17 protein-coding genes are annotated in these 15645 nt (G+C 68.6%); 9 read left to right on the forward strand and 8 right to left on the reverse strand.

The window, feature by feature from the left end; genetic code table 11:
• The first annotated feature begins 2 nt into the window (after positions 1 to 2).
• The 3 genes from Q0741_RS14675 (at position 3) to Q0741_RS14685 (ending at position 3599) form a co-directional block, all read left to right on the forward strand.
• Positions 3 to 668: an OmpA family protein gene (locus tag Q0741_RS14675; protein WP_298233953.1), complete on the forward strand. Its 666-nt coding sequence runs from the start codon at positions 3 to 5 to the stop codon at positions 666 to 668.
• Positions 669 to 677: 9 nt separating this feature from the next.
• Positions 678 to 3140 carry an LPD7 domain-containing protein gene (locus Q0741_RS14680; protein ID WP_298233954.1) on the forward strand — a complete coding sequence of 821 codons (2463 nt, stop codon included), beginning with the start codon at positions 678 to 680 and terminating at the stop codon, positions 3138 to 3140.
• A gap of 114 nt (positions 3141 to 3254) precedes the next feature.
• Positions 3255 to 3599 (forward strand): hypothetical protein, encoded by a 345-nt coding sequence (locus Q0741_RS14685; protein ID WP_298233955.1) that lies wholly within the window; start codon positions 3255 to 3257, stop codon positions 3597 to 3599.
• Positions 3600 to 4037: 438 nt separating this feature from the next.
• On the opposite strand, the gene Q0741_RS14690 is transcribed toward Q0741_RS14685, so the two are convergent.
• Positions 4038 to 4565 carry a hypothetical protein gene (locus Q0741_RS14690; protein WP_298233956.1) on the reverse strand — a complete coding sequence of 176 codons (528 nt, stop codon included), beginning with the start codon at positions 4563 to 4565 and terminating at the stop codon, positions 4038 to 4040.
• Between the two features lie 167 nt (positions 4566 to 4732).
• On the opposite strand from Q0741_RS14690, the gene modB reads away from it, so the two are divergent.
• The 5 genes from modB to modD all read left to right on the forward strand — a co-directional run bounded on the left by modB (position 4733) and on the right by modD (position 8413).
• A complete protein-coding gene (gene modB, locus Q0741_RS14695; RefSeq protein ID WP_298233957.1) occupies positions 4733 to 5407 on the forward strand; it encodes a molybdate ABC transporter permease subunit in 675 nt (224 codons plus the stop codon).
• Positions 5408 to 5447: 40 nt separating this feature from the next.
• On the forward strand, positions 5448 to 6203 hold the full coding sequence (gene modA / locus Q0741_RS14700; RefSeq protein WP_298233958.1) for a molybdate ABC transporter substrate-binding protein: 756 nt from the start codon (positions 5448 to 5450) through the stop codon (positions 6201 to 6203).
• On the forward strand, positions 6196 to 6987 hold the full coding sequence (locus Q0741_RS14705; protein WP_298233959.1) for an ABC transporter ATP-binding protein: 792 nt from the start codon (positions 6196 to 6198) through the stop codon (positions 6985 to 6987). Before modA ends, Q0741_RS14705 begins: the two co-directional genes overlap by 8 nt.
• 137 nt (positions 6988 to 7124) lie before the next feature.
• Complete coding sequence (locus tag Q0741_RS14710) at positions 7125 to 7553, forward strand: TOBE domain-containing protein (RefSeq protein ID WP_298233960.1); 429 nt, start codon at positions 7125 to 7127, stop codon at positions 7551 to 7553.
• A gap of 32 nt (positions 7554 to 7585) precedes the next feature.
• On the forward strand, positions 7586 to 8413 hold the full coding sequence (modD, locus tag Q0741_RS14715) for a ModD protein (RefSeq protein WP_298233961.1): 828 nt from the start codon (positions 7586 to 7588) through the stop codon (positions 8411 to 8413).
• 17 nt (positions 8414 to 8430) lie between these two features.
• Here the strand turns inward: modD and Q0741_RS14720 are convergent, their stop codons facing one another.
• The 3 genes from Q0741_RS14720 to Q0741_RS14730 form a co-directional block, all read right to left on the reverse strand.
• Positions 8431 to 8802, reverse strand: coding sequence for a hypothetical protein (locus Q0741_RS14720; protein ID WP_298233962.1), 372 nt, complete (start codon positions 8800 to 8802; stop codon positions 8431 to 8433).
• Positions 8795 to 8995, reverse strand: coding sequence for a hypothetical protein (locus Q0741_RS14725; RefSeq protein ID WP_298233963.1), 201 nt, complete (start codon positions 8993 to 8995; stop codon positions 8795 to 8797). The genes Q0741_RS14720 and Q0741_RS14725 overlap by 8 nt, the downstream gene beginning before the upstream one ends.
• Before the next feature lie 164 nt (positions 8996 to 9159).
• The gene (locus Q0741_RS14730; protein ID WP_298233964.1) at positions 9160 to 9669 is read right to left on the reverse strand and encodes a hypothetical protein; all 510 of its coding nucleotides are present in this window, start codon (positions 9667 to 9669) and stop codon (positions 9160 to 9162) included.
• Between the two features lie 212 nt (positions 9670 to 9881).
• Between Q0741_RS14730 and Q0741_RS14735 the strand changes: the two genes are divergently transcribed.
• Positions 9882 to 10712: a TOBE domain-containing protein gene (locus tag Q0741_RS14735; protein WP_298233965.1), complete on the forward strand. Its 831-nt coding sequence runs from the start codon at positions 9882 to 9884 to the stop codon at positions 10710 to 10712.
• A 95-nt stretch (positions 10713 to 10807) separates the two neighbouring features.
• Here the strand turns inward: Q0741_RS14735 and Q0741_RS14740 are convergent, their stop codons facing one another.
• Genes Q0741_RS14740 through Q0741_RS14755 form a run of 4 tightly spaced genes read right to left on the reverse strand, consistent with a single transcriptional unit; the run spans position 10808 to position 15487 of the window.
• On the reverse strand, positions 10808 to 11248 hold the full coding sequence (locus Q0741_RS14740; RefSeq protein ID WP_298233966.1) for a TetR family transcriptional regulator: 441 nt from the start codon (positions 11246 to 11248) through the stop codon (positions 10808 to 10810).
• Complete coding sequence (locus Q0741_RS14745) at positions 11245 to 13317, reverse strand: tyrosine-type recombinase/integrase (protein WP_298233967.1); 2073 nt, start codon at positions 13315 to 13317, stop codon at positions 11245 to 11247. The genes Q0741_RS14740 and Q0741_RS14745 overlap by 4 nt, the downstream gene beginning before the upstream one ends.
• Positions 13304 to 15178 (reverse strand): hypothetical protein, encoded by a 1875-nt coding sequence (locus tag Q0741_RS14750; RefSeq protein WP_298233968.1) that lies wholly within the window; start codon positions 15176 to 15178, stop codon positions 13304 to 13306. Before Q0741_RS14750 ends, Q0741_RS14745 begins: the two co-directional genes overlap by 14 nt.
• A gap of 30 nt (positions 15179 to 15208) precedes the next feature.
• Complete coding sequence (locus Q0741_RS14755; RefSeq protein ID WP_298233969.1) at positions 15209 to 15487, reverse strand: hypothetical protein; 279 nt, start codon at positions 15485 to 15487, stop codon at positions 15209 to 15211.
• Between the last annotated feature and the right edge of the window lie 158 nt (positions 15488 to 15645).

The following is a 15645-nucleotide window of genomic DNA, read 5'->3' on the forward strand; positions in this document are numbered from 1 at the left end:
CGATGCGAACCACGATCCTGACCGCATCCCTGGCGCTGGCCGGTGTCCTTGCCGGCTGCTCGTCGGCGCCCAAGGTGGCACAGGCCCCGGAGCACACCCGGCGCGAGGTCAACGACCCGGCGCGCATCGCCATGCTGGCTGCCACGGCAGAACTCGACCGCGCCCGCGCGGAGCTGGCGCTGCAGCGGCGCATGAGCGAGGCGCAGCGCCTGATGAACGAGGCACAGAACCCGGCCATGGTGCGCACCGCGCTGGGCATCCCGGTGCTGGACGTCGCCGCCAAGGGCGCCAACGTGGTATTCACGGTGCGCTTCCCCAGCGGCGGCAGGACGCTGACGCTGTCTCCGCGTGCACGCACGGTGCTGGCCAGCGCGGCGCAGAAGGCGCCGCTGGTGATGGTGCGCGGGCGTACGGACGCGGTGCGGGCCACGCTGGCGGACGAGCGCATCGCGCGCGAGCGTGCCGAGGCCGCCCAGGTGCTGCTGGTGCAGCTCGGCGTGCCCCCGCAGCGCATTCGCACCACTTGGCAGGCCGCAGGCGACTCGGTGGCGCCGGTGAACACGGTTGAGGGCCGTGCGCTCAACCGCCGCGTGGAAATCGAGCTGTACGGCGCCGAGCCGGCACCAGGCTTCCTGGAGGACACCACCGCGACGGTGGCGCAACAGTGAGGGCCGGGCATGGAAAAGCACCTGGGCACCCGCTACGAGCTGCTGGCCGAGGGTCGGGAGTCACGCACGTTCATTGACCCGCAGCGTGCAGGCGCTGCCTTCTTTGACGCCCATCGTGACGAGCTGCCGCAGCTGGTGCAGCACGATGTGTATTCCATCAATGGGGGCGACCCGCAGGCGCGCCACGCGATCATTGGCGTGACCGAGCACGACAGCGCCGGTGCTCCCGCGCACAAACTGCTGGGTATGCCGGCCGACGTGCGCCAAGGCTACGACGCGGCGGCACAGCGCAGCCCGGCCAAGGCCATCTCGTTGACCGAGGAGCCACACCAGTCCCAGGGCCTGCACTCCGGGCTGACCAATGCCCCGCGCGAGCCGGTGACGCTGGCGCTGTATGAGCGTTTCGAGCTCCACCGTAAGGACCATGCACCGCAGCAGTTCGGCAACGCCCGGCAAGCCGGTGCTGCTTTCTACGCCGCGCCCATCGAGCAGCAGCCGCGCCTCGTGCACCTCCAGCCGGATCGGGAGCCGCGCGAAGTCGGCTCCACCGCATGGACGGTGGGCATGCTCACGGACCTCGGCGTGTACCAGCACCCGAACAAGCTCCTCGCCAACGATCTGCTGGTGGACGTGGACGTGCGCGCGGGCTACTTCAGCGCGATGGAGCAGTCCGTCATCAACGGGCTCCATGTCACCGACTGGACAGCGGCCACGGACAGCAGTCGATGGGTGGTGCCCAAGCTCGATCAGCGTCTGTACGGTGACTTGCAGGAGCTGACGATGAACCACCGGGAGCTGGCGCTGCAGGCCTGGCTCGACCATGCGCCTGAGGATGTGCAGCGTCCCACGTTCATTGACCTGTCCACCGGGCAGGTCGCCACGCTGGACAAGACGGCCGACATGAGCGTGGCCAGGAGCGTCCAGCGCTACGTGTACGGGCAGCTCCCGGTGCTGGTGCCGCCGCTTGACCCGAAGGCCGCACACCTTGCGCCGGCCCATGCCGCAGCGATGGCGCTGCTGCCACAGGACCGGTCAGCCACGGCGACGCAAGAAGCCACCGCCGGCGCCCCGACACCGCCTGAGCCAATGCCGCAGGCAACCCAGCCCGAGCCCTTGAAAGGAGCCTCCGTGAGCGAACAGCAGAACCCGGCGCCCAAGCCACAGCAGCAGGTTTCCGAGAAGCAGGCTGGCGAGCCGGTGCGCAACGGCAGCAGCGTGATGGAACGCCTCACGTACAGCAAGCGCAGCACGCCTGAAGGCGTGTGCTATGACGTGCGGGCCTACGACGCTGGCAACAAGCTGCTGGCCGAGCACAAGGACGTCTCACTGGACGATCTGTCGGTGCCGCTGGGACAGCGCGTGGTCAATGCGCTCATCGACGCCAAGGGGCGCACCGGCACCATCACTGCTGCGCAGATCGAAGCGCCGGAGCAGCGCCCGGTGCAGGCGGCGCGCGCCGAAGTGGTGAACACCATCGAGCCGGCCGCGGAGCGCGTGCAGGCAGCGGTGCAGCAGGCTGCTCAGGAGACACAGCAGACTGCTGCACCTGAGCCGGTGGCACAGCCCTCACGGCCTGCCTGGCAGGACATGCGTTTCTTCCAGCACGCCCTGCATGACCACACCGAGGGCGGACGCGTGGCGCGTGAAATGGTGGGCGTGCCCGAGCCCGCCGCTGCCGCTGTGCCGGCACCGCAGCCGGCGCAGCCGCTGGACCCACGCTCTGCGAAGGAGGCCAGGCAGCGCGAACTGCTGGCGGCGCTGTACGAGCGGTTCGACGTGCGCGGCAACGACTACCTGTTCAAGGGCGAGGCGGGCCGCGTGGCCTTCACCGACCACGGCAAGCAACTGTCCAGCAAGACGGACATCCCGGCGGTCGTACGCGCCATGGCCGACATGGCGCAGGCCAAAGGTTGGGAGGGTATCCGTATCAATGGCACGCCAGAGTTCAAGCGGTCCGTGTGGCTGGAGGCCAGCCTGCGCGGCATCGACGTGCAGGGCCACACGCCCACCGCCGAGGACCGCAAGCGGCTGACGCAGGCCCAGGCACAGCAGCAGGCCGCGAAGGAGAAGCAGGGGCCGCAACAGGCCGCAGCGAAGCAGCCCGAGCGCAGCGGCAACACGATGGAGCAGGCCGCGCCGGCACAGGGCAGCGCCCAGCAGCCGGCGCAGCAGCAGCCCGCCGCACGGGCCGCCCAGCAGGCGGCACAGCAGTCGCAGGCGCCCGCGGTCGACGTGAAGCGCGAGCAGGCGATGAACGCCATGCGCTCCTATCTGGACACCCAGAAGCTCGATGCCGCGACCGTAGCGGACGCCATGAAGGAGTGGGGCGCGCATATCGACAAGGCGATTGCGCAGGGCAAGGCAGTGCCCACGGTGCAGGTCTATGACCCGGCGGTGGCACGCACTGCGGCGCCGACGCAGGCTGTCGTGCCACAGGTGGCCACGCAGGAGCGAGCGGCTCCCACTAGGTAACAGCCCCGCATCCGTGCCCGGGGGGAGCTGCAACTCCGGGTTGTCCTTTTTTCACCCCACGCCTTGCCTGGCCTGCCGCTCGCGGGTCCAGTCATCGACCATCAGGAGCCAGCCATGAACCACCCGACGACAACTCGCCGCAACCTCGCGGTCATCGACGCGCTGGCCTGGCCCGCGCTGGTGCAGTGGGGCGCCTTCCAGCAATTCGGCCCGGAGGCGTTCGGGCTGCCGCTGCTGCTCATCGGCATCTGGACGCTGTTCCGGCTCAACGCCGCGCTGGAAAACCGGCGCATGACCTTCCGCGTCGCCTTCCCGGTGCTGGGCATGTGGATCATGCCCGGCGACGAGATTGGCGGCGGCCCCTACCGCTTCACCACGGCGCTGCTGCTCACCTGGGCCATCTGCGGCGCCATCATCCTGGGGGTGTTCTGGGGGCTGTACCTCGTGCTCGGCCCCTGAGGCGGCCGCTGTTACGCAAAGGGCGCCCGGGAAGGCAGCGGCTCACGCGGCATTTTCAGAAACGATAGTGATGGGCAAAGTTGCGAAGCTCCGCCAACGTTGTATTGAATCCCTAGCACCGCGGTTGGCACAGATAGCTGCGGTTGCCCGACAGCAACAGGAACGCCGCGCGGCTTCGACACCCAACGGGAAGGCGTCCTGTCCAAAGGAAGAACCGGGTGAGGATGAGAGGCAGGGTGCCTCGCCTACAGCGGACTCACCATCCGAAAGCAATACCGTCGCCGGCCAGCGAAATCCTGTCTGACCTGATTATCCCCGGTATTCAGATTGCTACTCACTGTGAGTTGGCTGTATGGCCTTGATTGCCTGGGCCTTCTCGCTACTCACACTTTTCGTCTTCTCAGCGCGGCGACGGCACCGACGTCTTGCCCAGGACGCTCAACGGCGGACGACCAAGGCGCACAAGTTGCGCACGTGCCGCGGGCCCGGACGCAAGTCGCCGAGCGAGCGCAACGCCAGTGGTCCGGCCGCGGCGTCCAGCGCCTTGCCATCCTGGGTCGAGATGACCAGCACCTGCTCGCCCAGGCTTGAGTTGAAGAGCTCGCCCCAGCTGAACACAGCGCGGTAGCCGTCGGTCGCCACGGCCTCGATCACGCCCACGCGGGCGCCCCTATCCGTCGGCGCACCGAAGCCAGCGCGCGCCAGCACGTCACGCAACAGCACACCGGCATAGGTCACGCTGCGCTCGCTGGCGCCACTGGCGCTCGACGACACCGTCTGCCGCTGCACAAGACTGACCTGCGGCAGAGCCGCCAATCCTGCGGCGTCCAGGGCGACGCCGGCAGGGTTCGCCCCTTCGACCGATAGCAGCGTCGTAGGCGCGCGGGGTCGCGTGTCCGCAGGGCAAGCGGCGGCGGCCCAAGGCAAGGCCGTGAGCGCGGCGCAAAGCACGACGGTTTTCTTCATGAAGTCCTCCAGTGTTGGCCATGCAGTCTCGTGCCGGAAGACGCACGACCGTGGCCAGCCCCGTTCCCAGGTTCAACGTCTGTGCCGACGGGTGTACTGGCGACCCTCCCGGCACGATCCATGCACTACGATACGTTATGAAGTGAGGTATGTAACGTTTGTCTGGAATGTCCGAGTTGCTACAACAGTTCGACGCGGCGCCCTTGGCGCTCACCCTGCAGGTGGCCATCGTGGCCACGCTGCTGGCCCTGCTGCTGGGCGTGGCGCTGGGCTGGGCGTTCGCCCGCACCCGGCTGCCCGGACGCGGCGTGCTGGAGGCGGTGTGCATGCTGCCGCTGGTGCTGCCACCGACGGTGCTGGGCTACGGCATCCTGCTGCTCATGGGCCGCCACGGCGTGCTGGGCGGTTGGCTGCGCGAGCACTTCAACTACACGGTCATCTTCAACTGGCACGGCGCGGTGCTGGCCTCGGCGCTGGTGGCGCTGCCGCTGGTGCTCAAGGCCGCCAGCACCGCCTTCTCGCAGGTGGACCGCAACCTGGAGGCCGCCGCGCGCACGCTGCGCCAGTCACGCTGGAGCGTGTTCGCGCGCGTGACGCTGCCGCTGGCCTGGCCCGGCATCCTGGCCGGCACGCTCCTGGCCTTCGCCCGTGCCATGGGCGAGTTCGGGGCCTCGCTCATGGTGGCGGGCTCCATCCGCGGCCAGACGCAGACCGCCTCCATGGCCATCTACGACGCCGTGCAGTCCGGCCAGGACCAGGCCGCGCTGCTGCTGGCTTTTGTGATCTCAGCCGTGTCGGTGGCCATCCTCGTGGCCTCCAACCGTTTCCTGGCCGCGCGCTGATCCGCATACCCCAACGACCTACCCCTGGAGCCTTCCAACCATGAGACTCTCCCGCCGCCTTGCCGCAGTGCTCGTCCTGGCTGCCGCGCCGCTGATGGCCGCCGCGCAGCAGCTCACGGTGTCCGCCGCCGCCAGTCTCACCGACGCGTTTCGCGAGATCGGCACGCGCTTCGAGGCCGTCAAGCCCGGCACGACGGTGCGCTTCAACTTCGCCGCCTCCGGCGTGCTGATCCAGCAGATCCTGCAGGGCGCGCCGGTGGACGTGTTCGTGAGCGCCGACCAGGAGACCATGGACCGTGGCGTCAAGGAGAAGGTTCTTGATGCCGCCACGCGCCGGGACTTCACCAGCAACTCGCTGGTCATGGTCACGCCCATGGCCGGCGCGCCGACGCTCTCCAGGATCGCTGACCTGACCCGGCCCGAGGTCAAGCGCGTGGCCATCGGCAAGCTCGCCACCGTGCCCGTGGGCCGCTACACGAAGCAGTCCCTCGAAGCAGCCAAGGTGTGGGAGGCGGTGGAGCCCAAGTTCGTGTTCGCCGACAGCGTGCGCCAGGTGCTGGACTACGTCGCGCGTGGCGAGGTGGAAGCCGGCTTCGTCTACCGCACCGACGCCGAGCTGATGAAGGACAAGGTGCGCGTCGTACTCACCGCGCGTGACCATGCGCCGGTGACGTACCCAGCGGCGGTCGTGACGGACAGCAGGCAGCCGGCGCTGGCACGCGAGTTCGTGGCGTTCCTCTCCTCGGCCGAGGCGCAGTCCATCCTCGGCCGCTACGGCTTCGGCAAGCATGATTGACGTCGCCGTCGAGCTCTCGGTCAGTGACGGGCGCCGGCGCTTCGACCTGGACGTGCGCTTTGCCAGCGAGGCACCGGTGGTCGCGCTCTACGGCCCATCGGGCGCGGGCAAGTCGCTCACGCTGCAGGCCATGGCCGGGCTGCTGCGGCCGAACGCCGGGCACGTGCGCGTGGGTGGACGCACCTGGTTTGACAGCGCCGGCGGCATCGCCGTTCCGGCCGAGCAGCGCGGTGCGGGCTACCTGTTCCAGCACTACGCGCTCTTTCCGCACCTGAGCGTGCGCGACAACGTCGCCTTCGGGCTCACGGCCTGGTGGCGGCGCCTGTCGCGCGCCGACGCCCGGCGCGTGGACGAGTTGCTTGACGGCTTCGGCCTCACGGCGCTGGCGCACAGCCGCCCGGTCACGCTCTCGGGCGGCCAGCAGCAGCGCGTGGCACTGGCGCGCGCCCTGGCGTGCAACCCCCAGGTGCTGCTGCTGGACGAGCCCTTCGCGGCGCTCAACCCGATGCTGCGCCAGCAGCTGCGCGAGGAGCTTGGCGCGGTGCGCCAGCGCTGGGGCATCCCGGCGGTGATGATCACGCACGACATGGAAGACGTCCTGGCGCTGGCCAACGTCGCCTTCCTCATCGAGGGCGGCCGCGCGGTGCGCGAGGTGGACCTCGACCGTGCGCTGAGCCGCGAGGTGGCCCAGCAGGCACTGCAGCCACAGCCACCCCGCGCGCCGCGTGCCCTGGAGGCACGGCTGCGGGCCTTGCTGGCCGCGGGCCACACCGCCACGACATGAGCCGCGCCGCGACGCCAGGATCAGCCTCGGCGTGCACCGGCAGCCGTGCTCGCCCGCCACAACCCGGCATTTCCGGCCACCTGGATGCCTTCCAGTTTTTCATTCCGGCCCACAGGCCAAACCCATAGAGGAACGCCATGAAGACTTCTGCCCGCAACCAGTTTCCCGGCACCATCTCCGCCGTCAACAAGGGGCCCGCCACCTCGCAGGTGACCATCGGCATCGCCGGCGGCCTGGAGATCACGGCCTCGATGACCACCGGGGCGGCCGAGCGCCTGGCTGTGGCCGTCGGCCAGGAGGCCATTGCGCTGGTCAAGTCCTCCGAGGTGGTGCTGGTCACGGACTTCGCCGGCTACAAGCTCTCGGCGCGCAACCAGCTCGCTGGCACCATCTCCCGGGTGCAGAGGGGCGCCGTGACCTCGCTGGTGGGCGTCACGCTGCCCGGGGGCGCCGTCGTCACGGCCAGCGTCACCAACGACGCGGTGGACGCCCTGGGCCTGGCTGTTGGCCAGCAGGCCACGGCCACCTTCAAGGCCTACGCCGTGATGGTGGCGGTGAAGCCCTGAGGATGGGATCTCGCCGCCCTCTGGATGATGCCGTGCTGCGTGCTCTCCTCGACGAGGACGCGCCGCACGGCGACCTGACCACCGAGTCGCTGCCATTGGCCGGCTTGGGCAGCGTGCGCTTCACGGCCCGCGCCGACATGACGCTCAGCGGCGTGGAGGAGGCGGCGCGACTGTTCGAGCTGGCCGGCGCGGCAGCTGATGTGATGCGGCCTTCGGGTGCCCGCGTTGCCACCGGCAGCCTGCTCCTGCAGGCCCGCGGCCGGCCCGACGCACTGCTGCTGGCCTGGAAGGCGGCGCAAACGCTGGTGGAGAGCATGTCCGGCATCGCCGGCGGCGTGCGCCACATCCTGGATGCGCTCGACGCGGCCAGCTGCACAGTGCCCGTGGCCTGCACGCGCAAGAACTTTCCCGGCACGCGCGTGTTCGCTGCCCGTGCCGTCAAGGACGGTGGCGGTGTGATGCACCGCCTGGGCCTGTCGGAGAGCCTGCTGGTGTTTCCCGAGCACCTGCTGTTTGTCGCCCCGCAACAGGGGCAGCAGGCGTTGACCGAGCTGCGCCGACGGCAGCCGGAGAAGCGCCTGGTGGTGGAAGTCGGCTCGGAGGCCGAAGCCCTGGCTGCAGCCGCGGCCGGCGCCGACGTGCTGCAGCTCGAACGCTTCGCGCCCGAGGCACTGGCGGCCCTGCGCGCCACGTTGCAGCAGCACGGGCTGCAGGTGAAGCTGGCCCCGGCCGGGGGCGTCAACGCCACCAACGCCGTGGCCTACGCCCGCGCTAGCGCCGATCTGCTCGTGAGCTCTGCCCCGTATTGGGCGCCACCGGCGGATGTGAAGGTGGCGTTCATGCGCAGCGACGGGGCCTGAGCCGGCGCCCGGCCCGGCTACAGCCCCAGCTCCTCCTCCCGTACCACCAGCACCGGCTGGTTCACGACCCGCGGCGCGCAGGACTCCAGCCGCTCGATGCGGTCCACCTGCAGCAGCCAGTAGCCCGAACGCAGCCGCCACGCCGTGCGGCGCTCGTGGCCCAGCAGCACGTCGATGGGCTGCTCATCGATGTCGAAGCCCTCGGCCACCGCGGTGTGGTCGTGACGAATCCAGCAGCGCCGTCCCTCGCTGTCCACGCCGACGAGCTTGATGGCCAGCGCTTCTTCGTCTTCGTGTTGCCGGAAGGCCCGGGGCCATACCACCAGGCCCTCGAAGCAGCTGGGCACGGTTCGATGCCAGGCATCGTAGGTCGCGTCGATCTCAGGCATGGCCGCACTTCCCCTGGTCAGGCGCTTCGGCCCGCAAGGCGCCCAGGTCGGGGTCCGCCCACACCCGCTGCCCTACCAGCGGCTGCCACGCCGCGGCGTCGGCGTGCGGCAGCGGCAAGCGCAGGTACTGGTCCGCGGACAACATCACCAGTGCCTCCAGGCCGCCGCAGGCCTGGGATAGGCCACGAAGCATGACGGCCCGCCAGGAGCCGTGACTGGAACACGTCCTCATATCCGCTTCCTCCTTTGTTCGCTATGTAGCTTTTTACACAGCGCACGGAGAGGATGCAAGGAGCGGGCCACCGCAGCGACGCCAGGCGGATGCGAGGCGGGATGGGAAGGGGGGCTGGGCAGGCCCTACCAGACCTTGACCAGCTCGATGCGGCGCAGCCCCTGCACGTAGCGCGGACCGGTGGCCACGTCGTGGCGCGAGAACAGCACGAAGGTGCCCTTGTCGAGCGGCAGCGCGGAGCCGTCCTGGGCATAGGCCACCACGATGCCGCGGCCCAGCGGCGAGTTGAAGACCTCGCCCCACGAGTACAGTGCCCGGTAGCCGCCTCGACCCTCGGCCACGAGCGCCGTACGCTTGTAGTCCACGCGCTGCTCGAAGGCCGGGTGCGCGCGCATGATCAGGTCGCCCAGGAACACCGCGCGCACCGGCGGCAGCACGCCGTGCGAGCCGTCCCACGTGCAGATCACGTCGAAGTCCTGCACCAGGGTGCCGTCCATGGCGTCCAGCGCGGCGGCATCGAGCTCCAGTGGCTTGCGCACCCAGCCTTCGATGCGCAGCGTGGTGGCCAGCGCTTCAGGCGCGGCCGGCGTCGCAGGTGCGTCTGTGGCGCAGGAATCAATGATCGCGATGGACATGACGCCCTCCCGGAAGTCGGCTGTCAGCGGCTCGCGGCGTCCTGCGACGGCTGGGGACTCGCGAGCCGCGTTCCCGCCAATTATCCAGTACGCGTGCTCTATGGCCATGTCGGGGCAGCGCACCGGTCGTGGACCGCTCACGCCTTCGGCGTGGACACGGGCGTGGCTTCGGACGGTCCAGAATGCCATGGTTCTGCCAGGAAGATCCGCTCATGTCCGACGCCAGCCTGCTGACCGGCGAGCTCAAGCTCGCCGGCCGGCTCGACGCCCGCTTTTTCGCCCTGCTCGACGCCATCGAAGCCACCGGTTCGCTCAACCGCGCCGCCGCGACGGCGGGCTACAGCTACCGCGGCGCCTGGCTCGTGCTGGAGACGGCGACCAACCTGGCCACGCAGCCGCTGCTCGAGCGCAGCGTCGGCGGTGCGCGCGGCGGTGGCTCGCGGCTCACCCCCACCGCGCACGCCCTGCTGGATGCCTGGCGCCACCTGCAGGCCACGCATCGCGAGTACCTCAGGACCCAGGAGGCCTGGCTGCTGCAGCAGCCGCAGCTCTCGGGCGTGCTCAAGCGCATGTCGATCAAGGCCACGGCGCGCAACCAGTTCGCCGGGACGATCACTGCGGTGGAGAGCGGGCCGGTCACCTCGCTGATCACGGTGGCGTTGGCCGGCGGCCAGGAGATCGCGGCCACCCTCACCAGCACTGCAGTGAGGCGCCTGCAGGCCAAGCCCGGCGCGGACGCCATCGCGATGGTCAGCTCGTCGTCCGTAGCACTGGTGACCCACTTCGAGGGCTACCAGCTGTCGGCGCGCAACCAGCTCGCCGGCACCGTGTCGCGCATCGACAAGGGCGATGTGTCGAGCCTCGTTCATCTGACGCTGCCCGGCGGCGGCGTCATCACCAGCTCGGCGACCAACGACGAAGTCGAAGAGCTTGATCTTGCCGTGGGGCAGCCAGCCACTGCCACGTTCAAGGCGTATGCGGTAACCATCGCAGTGGCGAGGCGCCATTCGACGCAGGAGCCGGCTGCGACGCAGGATGGTTGATCAAGTGTGCATGGCGCCCGCTGGCCGTGAGCAGCATTGGGCCGTCATCGGCGCAAGAACAGCAGTGGCGCTGGCCTCTCTCAACTCGGGAAGGGTTAAACAACCGGATCAGGGCCGATCCGTTTGAGCTTTCCCTCGATCTCCGCCTTCAGCTCGGCTACCTGGTCGTTCAGGGTCAGGTTCACGGACGCCAGCACGGCCAGTTCCCTCTTGAGCTGCTCCCGCTCGGCAGTGACCTCCCGCAGACGCTGGCGAGCAGCCACCAGGTCTGCGCGCACCTCGTCGCGCTGCCTGCGCGTGCTGCGACCCACGAGGGCCCGGATCTCTTCGGCGATGTCGGGGTAGGTGTTGTGCACCAGCGAGGGGTCCACGCCAGCCTCCAGCGCCACCGCCCGGATGCTCATCTTCAGGCCCTTGTTCTTGACCCGCAGCATCGCGAACCGCAGTTCCTCCAGCGTCTTTTCCCGGTTGCGCTGCCGGGGCGCATGGGCCGCTGGCTGGGGTGCCTGCCGTGCGGTCGTCACTGGTGGCTTCATGGGAGGGTTCCCGTCTTGGCGTAGGTTTCGGCCTGCTCCCTGGTCGGCAAGGGCACACCAAGGTTACTCAGGACCTCTTCGGAGCGCCGGATCGCCCGCTGGGCCTTCTGCACCACGGCGGGCCCGCAGTCGGTGATGGCCGCCAGGCTCAGGTTGTCCAGGTGGATCATCTGCCAAGTGATGGCCTGGTCGCGATCGATGACGGCCTGCGAACACCCGGCGCACTTCGCAGGGTCGTAGACCCCCTGGCCGTGGCAGCCTCGGGTACCACTGAGGCACCACGCATGCCCCGTGCTGCGGACCTCGACCGCCTCGGCGGTGTACAGCAGCAGATCCTCGAGGTCTCGCACAGGCGTGGCCCGGGTCTGCATCAGCTTCCTGCCGGAGCCGCCGCTCAGCGGCGCGTCGGGCTGCATCCAGCCTTCCATCAGATCGACGCGCGCCTTGACCTGCTCGTCCTCCATCTCGCGGTACAGCGCCAGGTCCTGGTAAGGGTTGGAGGCGTAGAGTTGGGTCCACGACATCGACGTGTGCTTGAGCTGCCACTTGAGGAACACCAGGCCCATGCGCCCCAGGCGCGAATTGGCCACGTTGTAGGCGAACGTGCGCCGGCACTGGTGGTTGGCCAGGTCCCAGTCCGTGCCCGCGGCACGAGCCAGGGTCTTGAGCTGGTAGTTGCAGGCGTGTGCGCTCATCACCTCGACCCGTGAGCCGGTACCGAGGTGGTCAGAGCGTGACTTGTCCAGGCCCAGGAACAGGTGCTCGCCGATTTCACGAACGTGGTTGAGACGGCCCAGAGCTTCCGCGACGCTCATGCAGTTGAACAAGCGACTTCCTTGGTCAGGAGATTCTCGCAACTGTCCCTCAAGCCAGCGGGCTTCGTCGGCCAGACGCTGCTGCAGCGGCTCGGCGTAGCGCTGCAGGATTTTCAACGCGCCCACTGCTTCTGGCGCAATCAGGTAGTCCACCGGGCCTTTGCGGGTCTTGATCTCTCGGGTGCGCACCCAGTGGAAGGCGACTCCGTTGCTCAACTCGCTTCGCCAGCAGCCGCTGGTGAGTTCCATGCTCTCGCTGTTGCGCATGCCCGAGGTGGCCTGTGTCAGGTACAGCACGGCGTCCCGCACCGCAGTGAGCTCGGGTGAGTTGGCCGCGATCTTCCCCGCGTCCCTGGCCTGGAGCAGTGCATCCGCCTCGGCAAGACACGCTTCGCAATGCGCGAAGAGCGCGCGCTGCACTGAACGTGGGACCACGGGTGTCTTGCCGGTGTGCCCGCACGGACCGCTGTCGTCGTGGTGACCGCAGGCGTGGGCGAACGTGTCTCCGCCCCAGGGATGCTGGGGCAGCGGATGGAATACCTCCATCGGGAAGTGCCAGACGAGATTGACGACCTCGAGCCTGTTCCGGACGGAATTCGGCTGGAGTTGGCGTCGCGGCTTGGCGAGTTCCTCCGACAGGTTCAGGCCGCGCGACGTCGCGATGTAATCGCACAGGTGGACTGCGAGCACTTGGCCGAAGTTGTGAAGGCCCAGGGATGCCAAGTACCGCAAGACGTGAACCGCTTCCTGCCCCACCATCGCCACTGCGCTTGCTGACCATGACCTCCCATGTGGGCCGCGGCGCAGCGCGCAGTACAGCGCCGCCTTGGCATCGTCCACCAGGGGCTTCGGGACGTTGTCCGGCCAGGCGATGGCGTGCCGGGAGGCACTCCTGTTCTTGGCCTTCGTCTCGACGGCCATGTTCCAGATCCGGTCGCCGAAGCGGCTCACCGGGTGCTCGTTGCCCTGCCCATCAGCCACGGCGGTGATGACGACAAAGTCGCGCTCAGCCTGCGACATTCCCGCCAGGCTGACCGGCTGGACGGCCAGCAGCTCGAAGGCCTGGGGGCGCACATGGGATCGGAGCGTGTCGATGGCCGCCGACGCCCGCCCAGCAAGCACTCGGGCTCCGCTGCAGAGCACGGTGGCCCCTGCGGCATCAGCACCCGACAGCAGCGGCGGTTCGTGCTGAGGCTCCTTCGCCGTCTGGGCACAGCCGTCCTGGCGCAGGATTTTCCGGCTACGTGGGGCCATGACGGTCCTCCGTTGTGCCGCCCAGCAGTGCCATGGGGGCGTCACGACCGGGCTCGGGCTGACGCGTACGCGCCCGGCGGCTCACGGTCATCTGGTGATACCAGAAGGGATGCAAGCACGTCTCGGTTTTCGCACGCGCCTGCCTGACGTTGCCGGGCGGGAACTGGCGGTGCGTGAAGTCGTCGATGAACGAGATGGCGACCCTGTAACGGTCTCGCAGCTCTTCGAGAGCGTCGTCGCTGCCGCGCTCGGGTCCCAGCGCCGCATCGAGGTGTTCCAGTTCCGCCTTGGCGAAGGCCTGGAAGCTCAACAGCCGCCACAGCTCTTGCACCGTGCCTGTGACGGCGAAGCTGGAGCAGAACAGGCACATCACATAGCGGTCGCAGTGGTTGTGCCCATCGCGGGGCGCGTGCTCGCCGTTGAGCGTGTCTTTGCAGCCAGACACGGGCGTGGGCTGCGGCAGCGAACTCGGCATGCCGCTTCGTTCGGTCTCAGGGTGCGAGACCGCGATGACGCAGGGCTCGATAGGCATTCCCCCGCGATTCATTGCGCCGCCGCGCATCAGGGCGGCGTAGTCTTCGTTCATGAACCTCGCTGCCTCGGCCTTTCGGGCGTCGTTCAGCGAGCCATAGTGGAGGGCCGATACCTGGGGCGTGTTGCCCATCAGGTTCGCCGTCTTCGCCAGGTCGCCATCGGTGAGGCGCAATGCGCGCTCGAAGAACGACTTGCGCAGCCGACTGAAGTTGAGCCGCAGCGGCTGGTCGTCATCACCGCGCAACTGGTGCCGCTTGACCAGGGTGCGGATGGCGCAAGACACACTTTCACTCGTCAGGCAGGTGACCAAGCCCTTCGTCGACGAAGCGGCCTCCTCGGACCGGTACAGCCATACCCGGTTCTTGTATCGCACCGGTGCCTCGTCCACGAGGGCTTCGGTGCTCTTGACCGCCTGCTGCAGGACCGCTGCCTCCGCCAGCGCGAAGACCATGTCGCTCTCGCACTGCGGCCCGGACTGGGTACCACCCGGCCCGGCGCGACCAACGCCGGACTTGATGGTCTTGCCGCGGTACTTGACGGTACGGATGCGAATCGTGCCGGGCAGCACGCCTGGTGCCATGGCATCCCGATGCAACTCCAGCAGCGGCGTGAGGTTGGTCCCCTGCCGATGGGCAACCAGCAGCAGCCTCAGCGCCTGCACGTCCCTGGGTATGAGCATCAGCCGCTGATGATGGGCCGCCACAAGGTCCGCCTTGATCGCCTGGGCCAGACGCCCCTGCTCAGCGTCGCTGAGACCGGTGTGGCGGTTGCCACCGTCTCCTCTAGGCAGCGGCGCTCGCCTGAAGAACCGTGTCGGCTCGCCTAGGATGAAGCCCTGCGTGAACATCTCCAGCACAACGGCCTTGACGCTCTTGAATATGGTCCGCGTCGATCCTTCGGTCCAGCCCAGACACCGAGCGCGTTCCCGCATCCAGCTGATGTACGTCTCGATGTGCAGCGGGCAAAGGTCAGCCGGCGTTGCCACGCGTGGGGTCACACGGCCTTCAGTGAGGTAAGACAGGAACTGCGGGACTTGCTTCGCGTACCTGGTGACGGTGCTGGTCTGGCGTGTGCCCGACAGGAGCATGGCCCTGAGACAGGCCACTGTCGCCCAGACCCAGGCGTCGATGCCCCGGCCCAGCCAGGCGTTGAAGTCGAAGGTTCTTACGCCACAGGCGAATCGGGCGTCAGATCCGAGCAAGGCCACCATGTCGATGCGCGCGCCACCGGGATAGGGAAGGGACGGGGCACCACCGGGCACTTCAGTAGCCGCGAGGGCGTCTTCCCTGCGGGCCGCGCTGGTTTGGTAGACCTTCGTTTTTGCCATGCGCAAGCCTGCGGGGTGGGGCAGTGAATGCTACGAAGCCGCGGTGCGCAGCGCTGGCGCCACGCCGTAGAGGCGGTCGAACTCGGCCATCATCGACAGCGCCTCGGCGCCCAGCAGCCGCTCGATCTGCTGTAGGTAAACCATGGTCGTCTGCACGCTCTTGTGCCCGAGGCGGTCGCGCACGTACATGAGCGGCTCCAGCCTGATGTCTGGGTGGGCCTTGAGCAGCAGCAGCGTGTGGATAGCGTAGCTGTGGCGCAGCATCAGCGGCCGGATGTCGAAGCCGACCTTGCGCCCCAGGTCCTGCATGACCTTGAGCGCCGATGCCTTGCCGTACGCGTTGCCATTGGTTGTCAGCAGCAGCGCCTTCGACTCGCCTCGCGGGATGACGCTGCGGTTGCGCTCGAACTGAGTAAGCGGCTGGGCAAGTCATGCAGCGCCGGGACGGCGCTGATGGCGGCCGATCT

This window comes from uncultured Azohydromonas sp. (assembly GCF_937926365.1).
Taxonomy (GTDB): domain Bacteria; phylum Pseudomonadota; class Gammaproteobacteria; order Burkholderiales; family Burkholderiaceae_C; genus Azohydromonas.

Excerpts from the sequence above, each read along its gene's own strand:
- Q0741_RS14675 (WP_298233953.1), top strand. The coding sequence starts at position 3 with ATGCGAACCACGATCCTGACCGCATCCCTGGCGCTGGCCGGTGTCCTT.
- Q0741_RS14680 (WP_298233954.1), top strand. The coding sequence starts at position 678 with ATGGAAAAGCACCTGGGCACCCGCTACGAGCTGCTGGCCGAGGGTCGG.
- Q0741_RS14685 (WP_298233955.1), top strand. The coding sequence starts at position 3,255 with ATGAACCACCCGACGACAACTCGCCGCAACCTCGCGGTCATCGACGCG.
- Q0741_RS14690 (WP_298233956.1), bottom strand. The coding sequence starts at position 4,565 with ATGAAGAAAACCGTCGTGCTTTGCGCCGCGCTCACGGCCTTGCCTTGG.
- modB (WP_298233957.1), top strand. The coding sequence starts at position 4,733 with ATGTCCGAGTTGCTACAACAGTTCGACGCGGCGCCCTTGGCGCTCACC.
- modA (WP_298233958.1), top strand. The coding sequence starts at position 5,448 with ATGAGACTCTCCCGCCGCCTTGCCGCAGTGCTCGTCCTGGCTGCCGCG.
- Q0741_RS14705 (WP_298233959.1), top strand. The coding sequence starts at position 6,196 with ATGATTGACGTCGCCGTCGAGCTCTCGGTCAGTGACGGGCGCCGGCGC.
- Q0741_RS14710 (WP_298233960.1), top strand. The coding sequence starts at position 7,125 with ATGAAGACTTCTGCCCGCAACCAGTTTCCCGGCACCATCTCCGCCGTC.
- Q0741_RS14720 (WP_298233962.1), bottom strand. The coding sequence starts at position 8,802 with ATGCCTGAGATCGACGCGACCTACGATGCCTGGCATCGAACCGTGCCC.
- Q0741_RS14725 (WP_298233963.1), bottom strand. The coding sequence starts at position 8,995 with ATGCTTCGTGGCCTATCCCAGGCCTGCGGCGGCCTGGAGGCACTGGTG.
- Q0741_RS14730 (WP_298233964.1), bottom strand. The coding sequence starts at position 9,669 with ATGTCCATCGCGATCATTGATTCCTGCGCCACAGACGCACCTGCGACG.
- Q0741_RS14735 (WP_298233965.1), top strand. The coding sequence starts at position 9,882 with ATGTCCGACGCCAGCCTGCTGACCGGCGAGCTCAAGCTCGCCGGCCGG.
- Q0741_RS14740 (WP_298233966.1), bottom strand. The coding sequence starts at position 11,248 with ATGAAGCCACCAGTGACGACCGCACGGCAGGCACCCCAGCCAGCGGCC.
- Q0741_RS14745 (WP_298233967.1), bottom strand. The coding sequence starts at position 13,317 with ATGGCCCCACGTAGCCGGAAAATCCTGCGCCAGGACGGCTGTGCCCAG.
- Q0741_RS14750 (WP_298233968.1), bottom strand. The coding sequence starts at position 15,178 with ATGGCAAAAACGAAGGTCTACCAAACCAGCGCGGCCCGCAGGGAAGAC.
- Q0741_RS14755 (WP_298233969.1), bottom strand. The coding sequence starts at position 15,487 with ATGCAGGACCTGGGGCGCAAGGTCGGCTTCGACATCCGGCCGCTGATG.